This window comes from Candidatus Hydrogenedentota bacterium (assembly GCA_019637335.1).
Classification (GTDB): Bacteria; Hydrogenedentota; Hydrogenedentia; order Hydrogenedentales; family JAEUWI01; genus JAEUWI01.
The window spans coordinates 351,256-363,881 of the sequence record JAHBVV010000003.1 but is presented as its reverse complement, the minus strand read 5'-3'; the positions used below and the strand labels follow the sequence as shown (position 1 = coordinate 363,881).

General features: G+C 66.0%; 2 protein-coding genes. Both read right to left on the bottom strand.

Going from position 1 to position 12,626, the window contains the following annotated elements; genetic code table 11:
- Window positions 1-20: 20 nt before the first annotated feature.
- Entirely contained in the window at window positions 21-1,307 is a 1,287-nt protein-coding gene (locus KF886_06670; GenBank protein ID MBX3177022.1) for a hypothetical protein, read from the bottom strand.
- 64 nt (window positions 1,308-1,371) lie between these two features.
- A complete protein-coding gene (locus KF886_06665; protein MBX3177021.1) occupies window positions 1,372-12,510 on the bottom strand; it encodes a hypothetical protein in 11,139 nt (3,712 codons plus the stop codon).
- Window positions 12,511-12,626 lie beyond the last annotated feature (116 nt).

Below are 12,626 nucleotides of genomic sequence, written 5' to 3'. Positions count from 1 at the left end.
CGCGCACTTCCTATTGTAACCTACTTGTTCAGGAAATCCGAAAGGGCCTCCATCATGTCCTTTTGTTCGCGCGCGCGGCGCGGGTCGGCTGCCGTGGGGGCGCCGGGAGCGGGGTCTTCCGGGGCGCTTTGAAAGGCGGGCGGGGAATCGGGATCCAGCAGGATGACATCCACTTCCGCGCCGCCGGGTTCAAGGGCGTCGGCCCAATCCGTGGCCTGTAGTTCCAATTCGCTCACCCTGGCGCGGAGCTGGTCCAATTCCGCGTTCTGATCGGCGATCCGTTTTCGGAGGGCTTCGGCCTCGCGATCATCGGTCCCGCGGCCGGCGAGGATTTCATTCAGGTTCATGATTTCGGCTTCAAGATCGGCCGCATAACCGGAGCGGGTTTCGCGATCGGCGGCGGCCGCGGCGCGGGTCTCCCCGAGCTCCGCGCGCAGCATGGCGATGGTTGCGTCGCGGTCGGCGACGCGCTTCCGCTGGGCTTGTTCGTCCTCGGAGAGGGCGGCGCGGGCTGCGGCGAGGGCGACTTCCAAGGCGGCCACTTCCTGGCGCAGCTGATCCGCCTGCTCGCCGGCGGCGGCTTCGAGATCGGCAATTTCGCGGAGGAGGCGCGCGCGATCCGCGTCCGCAAGTTCGAGGGCGGCGCGCGACGCGTCCAGCGCGGATTCCAGTTCGACGCGTTTGAGGCGGGCCTCGTTTTCGAATGATTCGAGCCGCTGGATCGCGGCATCCTGATCGCCGATCCGCCGGTCCCTCTCGTCCAGGCGCGCTTCCGCCTCCTCCCGGGCCTGCCGCTCGCGGTCCAGTTCGCGCTGGAGCGTTTCGGCGCCCGGATCGCCGCTGGCGACGTTTTCCGAGCGCTCGCGCAGCGCCGATTCGAGATCTTTGGCGCGCGCGACGGCGTCATCGCGATCGCGCTGCAGGGCGTCGTAATCGTGCTGCAGGGCGTCTCGATCGCGCTGGAGGGCGTCCAGTTGGGCGCGCATCGTCTCGGCTCGCCGGACTTCCGCCGCCAGGGCGTCGCGCGCATGTTTCATTTCGGCTTCGATATCTTCGAGGCGGCGCTTTTCTCGATCCCAGTCGAGGCGAAGGGCGCGCGCGTCCTCGGCCTTGCCCGCGGCGTATTGCAGGAGGCGCTGGAGGCGGGGGTAGCCGATTTCGGGCGGGAGGTCCTCCACGCGGGCGACTTCGCCGGAGCCGGGCACGATGACCATCTTCCGGCAGACGCGGCACCAGCCATCCCGCCCGGCGTACTCGTCGCGCAGGTGCAGTGCTTTCCCGCAGTGGGGGCACTTGAACTCTATCATCTGGGCAAGCCTCCGCCGCGCCGGCGGGTACCGGCGCGGCGATCCGAATTCCGTCCGCAACCCGTCAGGGGGCGATGTATCGCCGCCGGCGCATGGCGTGCAGGCAGAGGGCTCCGAGCAATCCGAGGATAACGATTCCGTTTCCTCCGTGCGACCGCACCAAATCCTCGAGCGGAAGCATGGCGGCCTGGGCGGGCTTCATGGAGCGGAGGGCGGCGGTGCTGATCTGGATCAGGCCGCCGTGCCGCACGACGAAGCCGACATAGCGGACGCCGTCCAGTTCCAGCGCTACAAAGGTGTCCGGGACGGTCCATCCGCGGATGGCGCCCGCGGGTTGCCAACCGCTCGCCTCGCCGGACTTGTCCGCGAAGTAGTACTGTACGGAGACGTCGGTGGCTTGCAGATCGCCTTCGAGCGGAATCCACACGCGCTGGGGCCTCTGGTAGAGCTCATCGGGCACGATGGCGTATACGGGGCCGATCGCGCCGGGGGGGGCGCTTGGGAGGCCATCCGGCGCGGCGGTATAGACGTTGACCTGGCTGTTGTCTTCGCGCGCGAGATCGAGCGCGCTCGCATCGAACTCGGTGTAGCCGGGCTGGTAGAGCGGTTCCGCGCTGGCCGCGATCCTGCCCAGGAACTCGGCTTCGGTCTCGATATCGAAGCTGTAGCTGAGGGGCCCGATCGCCTCGCCGGCGACGGTGGACGCGACGACGGTGAATGTCACGCTGTCTCCCGGCGTGAACTGGCCGGGTTCCGGGCGGTACACGGCCCAGCCATCCCGGAGTCCGGCGGCATCGATCGCCTGCCAGGCGACGCTGTCGCTGGAACCGCCGGCAAACTCGACGAGCCCCTGGATGGAGGCGGGATCGATCGCGGTGTCCCGGCGCAACCGGATTGCCAGCACGGAGTCTTCGCGCGCGGTGAGGGTCCGATCTTCGGTTTCGAAGGTTGGAAGCACGGGCTCGAAGATTTCGCGCGCCGGTGGAGCGCCCGGGCCGGGGAAGCCGTCATCGGGGACGCTGAAGGCGCTGGTCCCGCAGGCGCTGGATGCGCGCACCCAGTAGAGGTATGCGCTGGCGGCGGGCTCGGGCTCGGGCAGCAGGGCGCAACCGGCGTCTCCTCCGGCCTGTTTGTCCCGGAGGGCCGGGGCGTTCCGGTCGGTATAGGCGGAGCCGGTCACCGTGGCGAGGAGAACGGCGCGAGCCGGATCGTTTTCGAGGCCGCGATAGATCATGTAGCGCTCGGCGTCGGGTACGGGGCTCCACGTGATTCGCACGAGGCCGGGAACGGTTCCGTTGGTTGCGCGGACGCCGGTAGGCGCGGGAGGCGCCACGCAGGGATCCTGAACGATCTCGACCTCCAGCGGGCTGCCCGCGGTACCGGGCGCGGAGACACGAACCGCCGCGGCGCGCGCGGTTGGCGCGGCGTTGGGGGCGACCGAGACGCGAATTTCGCCGCGATCGACGCCACTGGACCCGGAAAGAATCTCGATGAAGTCCCCCGCGACGGGGACCGCCCGCCAGTTCATTCCGGCCTTGCCCCGGTTTTCGACGCGCAGGGTTACCGTGCCGCCGGAGCGCGGCGCCGAGGCCGATTGCGGGGTTACGCGCAGCGATGCGGGCGCATCGTTTGGATCCAGGGGGTCGGTTCCGAGCGCTATTTCCTCGGCGTCCGAGAATCCGTCGCCGTCGGTATCGGGATTGAGCGGATCCGTGCCGAATTCGAACTCTTGCGCGTTGGTCAGGCCGTCGCCATCGGCGTCTTCCTCGGGGCCGGCCGCCAGATTGCCGAAGTTGGCCAGTTCCCAGGCATCGGAAAGGCCGTCGCCGTCGACGTCATCGTTTGTGAGTATGAAGGGCTTCTCGAATGTGGCTCCGCCGCGATCCGTGGTGCGGATCCGGATGTTGAACTGGGCATTTGAATCGAAGTTTACGCGTTGGCGCGCGACGAGCGCACTTCCATCAATCTGGAAACGGCTGTTGTTCTGCCCGCCTTCTCCGGCGACAAGGCTGTAGACATGGGCGTCATCCAGGTCCTGGTCGATGGTCCGGATATCGGCGATCTTTGTGCCGGCGGGCACGTTGCCCAGGATCGCGGAGGCGCTGAGTACGATGTCGGTGGGGGGATCGTTCGCATCCAGGACCTCGATCTCGAAGACCATCTCGAAGCTCACGTTCCGGCCGTCGCTGGCGCGAACCCGGATGCTCCGGAAGCGGGCCCGCTCGAAGTCCAGCGGGACGGCGGTCAAGAGCTCGTTGCCCTCGATCTGGAAGCGGTCGTTGTCGGCGGCGCCCTCTCCGGAAACCAGCGTGTAGGTGTGGGAATCGCCGTCGGCATCGCCCGCCATGAACTCGCCGACCAGTGTGCCGGCGGGCTGATTCTCCAGGACGGTCGCGTTGCTCAGGCTGATACTTTCCGGCGTATCGTTGAGATCGTTCACGGCGATGGTGAAGACGGCTTCGACAAAGGCTCCGGCCGGGTCGGTGCTGCGAATTCGAACGCTGAGGCTGCTCTTTGTCTCGAAATCGATGGGCCCGGCGGTGACGAGGTTGTCGCCGCTGATGGCGAAGAGCGAGTTGTCGGTGTCGCCTTCGCCTGCCACGAGACTGTAGAGATGCACATTGGACCGGTCTTCGTCGATGGTGCGGAGGGCGCCGACCACGGTCCCGGGCGGGACGTTTTCATCGACGGTCGTGTTCGAAAGCAAGATGGCCTCCGGGGGGTCGTTGGCATTGGTGATGCTCACGGTAAGGGCGCGCGTGAAGGCCCCATCTTTGCCATCGAAGGTCCGTATGCGAATGCTGTAGCTGGATTGCGCCTCGAAGTTGAACGATGTAGCCGACCTGAGCTCATTGCCCTGGATTACGAAATGCTGGTTTCCGCTGTCGCCCGGCCCTTCGGCAAATGTGTAGGTGTGCTGGTCGGCGACATCGGGGTCGACGGTCGTAAGCACGCCGACGACGGTTCCGGCGGGCTGATTCTCGGCAATGTTCGATGGCGTGAGGCGGATATCCGTGGGCTGCTGGTTGGCGTCGAGGACGGTGATCCGGATGGTCTGGCGCGCGCTCAAGGCGGGATCGCCGTTGTCGGTGACCACGAAGGTGACGTCATATTCGCCGGCATCAATGATCGTGGGCGTCCAGGTGAACACCCCGGACACGGGGTCAATACTACTTCCGGCCCGCGCCCCTTCGAGGGCGAACGCGAGGGTGTCGGCGAGGTCCGGATCGGTCGCCTGGACGAGGAAGGACAGGGTTTCGCGTTCGACGACGACCTGATCGCCAATGGGGGCGATGGCCGGCGGCCCGTTTGCGTCCACCACGTTAATTTGCAGTTCGAGGAGGGCGTCGCGAGGCGGTATTCCGCTGTCCACGGCGCGGATCCGTATGGTATGGTCGCCGGCGTCACTGAATCCCGGGGTCCAGGTGAGACGCCCGGTTGCGGGGTCGACTTCGGCGTCACCCTTGGAGACAACCAGGGAATAGGAATGCGTGTCACCGGCGTCCCCATCGTTCAGGACGGGGTCGAAGGTAAACAGACTGCCTTCGGTTGCGAACTGCACACCGGGGTCTTCGAAGACGGGGGGCTGGTTGAATTCGCGCACGTTTATAACGATGGTCTCGGAGGCGCTCAGGGGATCCGCAACGCCCTGCTGGGTCGCAATGAAGGTGACCACGTAGGTTCCCGAATCGACGAATGCCGGCGTCCAGGTGAAGGCGGCCGTACCGTCCCCCCGGTCTTCGAGCGTGGCGTTGTGGCCGGCGGGCAGGCTGGCCAGCACGGCGGTAATCGCGAGCGGGTTATCGCCGGTGTCAACGGCGGTGAGGTCGAGCGCGAGCGTATCGCCCTCGTCAACGTCCTGATCGCCGATGGTTCCGAGCACGGGCCCGCCCGGGCCGCCATTCAGCGAATAGATGATGTCGAGCGCGGGGCGCTGGGCCAATTCGCCGTGTTCATCGCTGAAGAAGTGCTTGACGGTTCCGGGAACGCTCTCATCGCCGCGAAGCAGCCATCCGAAATTGGCGTCGGGATCGTCCAGCCATTGTTGTACATCGGCGAGCATCTCGGGAGACTCCCAAGTCCACGCGCCCGCGCCGGCCACGGCGAGGGTTGCACGCGGGCCGGGGGCGAAATCGCCGCCGGGATTTGCCCAGGCCGCAGTGTCGAACTCGCGGTGAATCCAGGTGGCGTCTCCGGGGGCGGCGGGGGCGCCGGTCAGGAAGTCATCGCCGGCATCCGAATCGCCTTCCGACCAGGATGCCGCCGCAAGCAGCAGATCCACGGTGCGGCTGTTCGCGTCACCGGCGGATCCATCGCTGTGCAGCGTCAGTTCCGCCGCCTGCACGATGGAGCCGGCGGGAATATTGCCGGCGACATCGAAGTGAATCAGGGCGCGGCGAATTTCGCCATCGGCGTTTCGGCCAGCCAGCAGGGAAGCGCCCGCGCCGCTGGCGATAGCGCCCGCGCCGTCCTCGTACAGCGTCGCGTCGAGGCGGGCGGGAATGGAAATGGCGATGAGGCCATCGCGCCCGGCGCGCGCGGCGGTGGCGCTGTCGGGCATGCCGAGCAGGTTGCCGGCTTCGTCCAGGACGTTTGCGGCGGTGACGGTGATATCGCGCCCGTTTACCATTTCGCCCGCGTTCCAGGCGAGGAGATAGCGGCCGGGCCCGTCGAGAGACACGGAGTCCGGATTCAGTGCGAGCGTTCCGCGGCCCTCCCCGCTGATCGCGTAGTTGGCCGCATCCAGCGCGCCGCCGCCCATGGGCTCGCTGAATTCCACGAGGACGGACAGGCCGGTGGGGACGCTCAAAGCGCTTACCGTTGGCGCGATGCCGATGCCCGCGCCGGGGTCGGTTCCGCTGTTTTGTGCGCCGACGGCATCGCCGCTTCCGTCGAGGACGTTGGCGACCGTTATGGTGATATCGCCGCCCTGGCGCATTTCACCGGCGCTCCACGTGAGGCGATATCCGTTTCGATTCTCGGGGAAGGTCACCTCGGGGTTTTCCGGGTCGCTCACGGGAAGCGCGGAAACGCTGGTGGGATTTTCGGCCAGTGTGCCACGGCCAGAGCCGCTTAACGTGTAGTTGGCCGCTTGCAGCGCGCCGACGTCGATCGGTTCGCTGAAACGCACGGCGACGGATCGCGCCCCGAGCACTTCGACGCCGGTTACTTCCGGCGCCACGCCAACGCCTTCCACCAGGACAGTCGCGGTGTTTTGCGCGCCAATCAGATTGCCCACCGTGTCGGTTGCATTGAGGACGGTGATGGTGATTTCTCCGCCGTTTACGGACGATCCGATGCTCCACACCAACCGGTATCTGACCGGGGACATCTGGACGACGAGGTCGGGTTGGGGCGCGAGGGAGCCCTGTCCCGAGCCGGAGATGGTGTAGTTTGACGGGTCGAGCGCGCTTTCGCCCATGGGCTCGTCAAAGGTGATGGTCAGGATGCCCAGGTTGGCCACGCTGGCGCTCTGGACGCGCGGAGCGGTGTTGTCCACGCGGACCAAATCCGTGGAGATGGCGCTTGGAGCGGGATTGCCGGCGGCATCCACGGCGCTGCCTCCGATGACCGCCACGCCGAGATAGCCGTCGCCGGTAAGTTCGGAGACCGTAACCGTGCGTACGGCGTCTCCGGTTCCGGAAATGCTGACGACGCCGCTTGCGGTCGCGGTAGAAATGGGGAAGGTCTTCTGGACGTTGCCCTCGCCGGGCGTGAAGACGGTGACATTCTGGTCGAGTAGCGAGAAGGTGCTGACATGGCTCAGCAGCAGGCCGACCTGCGCGTCGGGGCCATAGTGCAGGTTGAAGCTGACGGGCCCGACCTGCGTTTCGGGGACGTTCGGCCCGCTAATGACCAGCGATGGCCCCACGGTGTCGATCACGAGTTCGTTGACGGTGGCGTCCGTGGCGCTCACGGATCCCTCGGCGACGGCGATTACGTCGTAGACCCCGTCGGCAAGCGGCGCGAGGGTGTTTGCGGGGAGCGCCCACGTGCCGTCACCGTTGTTGGCGGCGCCGTGAGTCTGGCCGGCGACGGTAATCCGAACGGGGGCGGCGGGGTCGCTTACCGTTCCGCTCAGGGCGGGGGTCCGGCTGCGTGAGGTGAGCGGGTTGACGGTGATCGCGGGGGCGTTCAGATCGATGGTCAGTTCGGCGTCGGTGGCGTCCACGCGGGAGTTGCCGAGGAGGTCGGTTACGAGGGCCTCGACATCGTACAGGCCCTCGGGCAGCGGCGCCAGGGTGTTGTCGGGCAGCGTCCAGGTGCCGTCGCCGTTGTTGATCGCATTGTGGGTCTGGCCGGCGATGGTTACGGAGATGGAGGAGTTTACCTGGCTCACGTAGCCGTTGATTTGTGGGGTCGTGTCGCTTGTTACAAGCGGTATCACGGAGATTTCGGGCGCGTCGGTTACGATGAAGAGGTCGTCCGCGAGGGTTGGATCGGCGCCGACGTTACCGGCGGCGTCCGTGGCCACGGCGAGGACATTGTAGGCTCCATCCGGTAGCGGCGCGAGGGCATTGTCCGCGATGGTCCACGTGCCGTCGCCCACGTTCGCAGCGGGGAGTGTCTGCCCCTCGACGGTGATCATGATAGTGGCTTCGGGGTCGTCGATCGTACCGGACAGGGGCGGGCTTGGATCGTTCGTAATGAGTTGGTCCACTGTAATAACGGGCGGATCGAGATCGACGGTCAATTCGTCCTGGGTTGTATCGCTGGCCGTGTTGCCGACAAGATCGGCCGCGGTGACGGCGACGTCATACACGCCGCTTGCGAGCGGGTCGAGCTGCCCGGATGCGAGCGCCCAGGTACCGTTGCCGAGGTTCGCGGCATTGCGGGTCTGTCCGTTCACGGTCACGGTCACCTGGGCGAATATATCGTCCACGGATCCGCCGAGGCCGGGCGAGGCCAGCGAGGTCAGAAGCGGCGCAACGGTAACGGCCGGCGGCGTGGTATCGATCCGGAGTTCGTTGGTGGTATTGTCGTCCGCGGCGTTGCCCAGGAGGTCTGTGGCGGTGGCGACCACGTTGTACTCGCCGTCGGCGAGCGCGGAAAGGATATTGGCCGGGAGGGTCCAGGTTCCGTCGCCGTTGTTCGTCGCGGCGTGCGTCTGGCCCGCGACGGAAATCGATATGGAGGCGGCCGGGTCGTCCACCGTGCCCGCGAGCGCCGGGCGGTTGTTTGCCGTGGCCAGCGGGGTCACCGTAACGGCGGGGGGCGTGATGTCGATTGTCAGCTCGTTGCTGGAGCTATCCGTACCCACATTGCCGGCCTGGTCGGTGGCGCGCGCCGTGACGCTGTAGGTCCCCTCGGCCAGGGGGGCCAGGGTGTTGTCCGGAAGGGTCCACGCGCCATTGCCGTGATTGATGGCGGCCAGATTGGTTTGGCCCGCGACATCGATCCGGATGGTGGCGGCGTTGTCATTGATGGTTCCGGTGAGCGGCGGCGTGGTGTCTCGGGTAACGAGCGGCGCGACGGTAATGACGGGCGCGGTGAGGTCGATTACCAGGGCGCCGGCCACGGTGTTATTGTTGGTGTTGCCGGCCGGATCCGTGGCGTTTACGGTGACGGCGTAGGTACCCTGGGCAAGGGGAGGATTGATGACGCCGGCCGCCAGGGACCACGCTCCGGACCCACTGTTCGTCGCGGGGAGGCCGGTTTGCCCGCCCACGTTGATGGTGATGGCCGCGCCCGGCTCGTTTACGGAGCCACTCAAGGCGGGTCGTTGATTGTTCGTCACGCGGCTGTTGACCGACGTGACAGGCGCGATGGTATCGATGGTCAGTTCGTTGGTGGTGTTGTCGGTGCCGGTTCCCCCGGCGGTGGCGCGCGCGACGACGTTGTATACGCCGTCCGCGAGGCCCGGGTTGATGGTGTTGTCCGGGAGGGTCCAGGTTCCGTTCCCGTTGTTGATTGCGGGAAGTCCGGTCTGGCCGCCCACATCGACGGTAATGACCGCGGCCGGGGTGCTGACCGTCCCGCTGAGTGGCGGGCGATTGTCCGAGGTAATAAGGCTGTTCACCGTGATAACGGGCGCGGTCGCGTCGATGATCAATTCGTTGGTTGTTGCATCCGTCGCGGTGTTTCCGAGGGAGTCAATAGCCGACACGGCCACGTCGTACGTGCCGTTGGCGAGGGGCGGGCTGATGGTGTTGTCCGGGAGGGTCCACGTGCCGTTGCCGTTGTTTGTGCCCGGGTAGGTATTTCCGTTGACGGTGACGGTGAGCGTCGCCGTGTTGTCGTCGATGGTCCCCGACAGGGGGGGCGTGGTATCGCTGGTGGTGAGCGAATTGACGGTAACGTTCAGCGTGGTGTCAATTCTGAGCTCGCCGGATGTGTTGTCCGTGCCGGTATTGCCGACAATGTCGGTTCCGGTGACAACGACGTTGTATGTCCCGTCGGCGAGTCCGGGATTGATGGCGCCCGCGGGGAGGGTCCACGTGCCATTGCCATTGTTCGTGGCGCTGCGGGTCTGCCCGCCGACGGCCACGGAGACGGTTGCGGTGTTGTCGTTGATTGTGCCGGAGAGCGCGGGGCGCGTGTTTCTGGTCGCCAGCGTGTTCACGGTGACGGTGGGGCCGGTCGTATCGATGGTAAGTTCGTTGCTGGTGGGGTCCGTACCCGTATTTCCGGCGGCGTCGGTGGCGGTGGCGGTGACGGAGTAGACATTATCTGGGAGCGCCGTCAACACGTTAGCGGGGAGGGTCCAGGTTCCGTTGCCGTTGTTCGTGGCCATGTTGGTCTGGCCGCTGACGGTGACGGTAACAACGGCTCCGGTCTCGCTTACCGTGCCGCTCAGCTGGGGGCGATTGTTGGCCGTCACGAGGGTATTGACCGTAACGGCGGGCGGAACGGTGTCGATCCTCAACTCGCCGGTGGTGGTGTCGGTTCCGGTGTTACCGGCGGTGTCGGTGGCGCGGGCGACGACATTGTACAGGCCGTCGGCCAGTGCGGGGTTAATGGCGTTGTCGGGAAGGGTCCACGTGCCGTTGCCATTGTTGGTGGCGACGAGATTGTTCTGGCCGCCGACGTCGATACGGATCTGCGCCGCCGTATCGTTTACCGTTCCGGTGAGCGGCGGTCGGGAATCTCTCGTTACCAGCGTGTTTACGCCGATGGTGGGCGGCGTATTGTCCAGGGTGTAGCTGGCGGGCGACGAGGCCCCGGCGAAGGTATTGCCGGCCAGGTCGGTGATGCCGGTGCCGATGTTGATGCCCAGCGTGCCGTTCGCCGCGGGGTTGCTCGGCGTGACTTGTACGGAGAAGTTTATGGGGCCGCCGGTGACGGCGATGGCGGCTCCGGAGGCGAGGGTGCCGGAGGCCGAAACGTCGGCGGCGGTGAAGGTTGTGCCCACACTTTCGCTGAACGCCACGCCGAAGGCGACGGTGTCGAGGTTGGTTGGATTAGGATTGGAAAGGGTGATGGTCGCGGTTGGCGCCACGCCGATACCGGTAAAGGCGGCGGTGTTTGCGGAGCCGCTGACCGTGTTCCCGGCGCTGTCCGACGGCCCGCTGGTGCTGACGGTGGCGGTGTAGTTCTGTCCGTTTCGCATTTCATTGACGCTGACGGACACCTGGGTGGTGTTCAGGCGCGTTACCGCGGACGCCGTAAGCCCGCCGTTAAACGTGTAATTCGCCGGATTGACCAGTGCGGCGTTGTTCTGCATGGCCTCGCTGAAGGTAATCCGCACGGCGGTGCTCGATGTCGCGGTGGCTCCGCTTACCGACGGGGGGGTGGTGTCGCCGCCGCCGCTTCCCGCCGTGCCGACTTTTGCCCAGAAGTTTGCGGTTTGGTTTCCGCCGATGGTGTATTGCTGCACGGTCCAGAAGGAGGTGTCGTCCACCGGATCGACGACGGCCCGGCTGTAGTCGCCCCACCGGGGGCCGCTGTAGGTCCCCAGGCCCGCCTTGTACTTGAACGGGTCGTTGAAGAGGCCGGGGGCCGCCGTGCTGGGCCGGAAGGCGTAGTAGCAGGAGGGGTACTCCAGCGCGCCGGAACCGGTGAAGCCGATGAGCACATCGTTGGCGCTGTTCACGGCCACGGATGGGAAATAGTAAAACCTGCCCGTGGAAGGATTGAAAACGCCGGAGGCGTCCACATCTTCGATAAGGCCGGTCTGAATGACGCTGCCGTCGGCCGGGCTGATTTCCCACCATTGCACGGCGGTGTGGTCGCGCGTGGTGGTGTTGAAGCCGATGGTGTGCGTTGTCCAGAGGCGTCCATTGCGCACAACCGCGTTCATCAGGCGGTCGTCGTTGGTCTCGATGGTCGCGGTGGTTCCGAGCTGCTTGGCGTTGGGCAGCGAAATGCTCCACGGGGGGCCGATGGAGGCGAATGGGATCTGGCTGAATGTGAGCGAGCCAATGCTTCCGGTGATCTGGTAGACCTGTAGGCGCCCCGTGCCGAAGAGGTTAGAGGTGCCTGTGCGAACGATGTATTGCGTGGACTGGGCCGCGTCGTGCGTGTAGGCGGGGACGAGGGTGCCGCCCGCGTTGGTCACCTTCATCAGCTGCATGGTGATGCCGCCGCCGTCGAGGGCGCTCGCCTTATCGATGGTCCAGATGTTGACGCCGCCGAACTGGTCCCCGGAGACGCTGAACAAATTGCCGGTGAACGTGATCCGGTTGGCGGTCAACCCGATGCTCGGGAAGTCAACCCAGTTTACGTTGGCGGGGTCGGCGTCGAGCAGCCAGAGATGCCAGGCTCCGGTGGGGTCGCCGGTGGCGGATACGCCGAAGAGCATGCCCGAGGCGGAGGAGCGGCGCTGCGCGCAGGCCACGGCGATGAAGCGGTTGCTGTGGACGTCGTAGAGCACCTTGGGATCGAAGACATCGCTGACGCCGAGGCTCGACCAGAAGCTTGTGAGGCCCACGCTGCTCAGCAGGTTGCCGGCGCGATCGCGGATCACGGACTGCCCATTGATCTGGGTCATAACGTGGTTGGGGCCGACGGCGCCGTGGCTGTCGGGCGGCGTGGAATTGGCGGGAGAAATGCCCGCGAAGGTGACGGCGGGCGCGGGCGACGCCACGCCGGTGGTGGCTTTTTCCTCGCCAGAGGCCAGGGCGATCGCGGGGAGCAGTCCCGCCGATAGCGAGAACGCCAGGGCCGGCGAGGCCAGCGCGCCCCAGACCAACGCCCAGGCGAGACGTCGCGCTGCCTGAAGCGGAAACAGGAACGAAACCGAATTACGGTGACAGGAAGACATTCATAAGTCCTTATGGAGCAAGCGGGCGGTCAAATCACTCAACCCATTGCGACCAGGGGCCAGTTTGTAGCGGCTGCCACCGTGTAATTCGGCCTATGTCGATTTTATCATACCAC

Coding starts and splice junctions, on each gene's coding strand:
- KF886_06665 (MBX3177021.1), bottom strand. CDS start 12,510: ATGTCTTCCTGTCACCGTAATTCGGTTTCGTTCCTGTTTCCGCTTCAG.
- KF886_06670 (MBX3177022.1), bottom strand. CDS start 1,307: ATGATAGAGTTCAAGTGCCCCCACTGCGGGAAAGCACTGCACCTGCGC.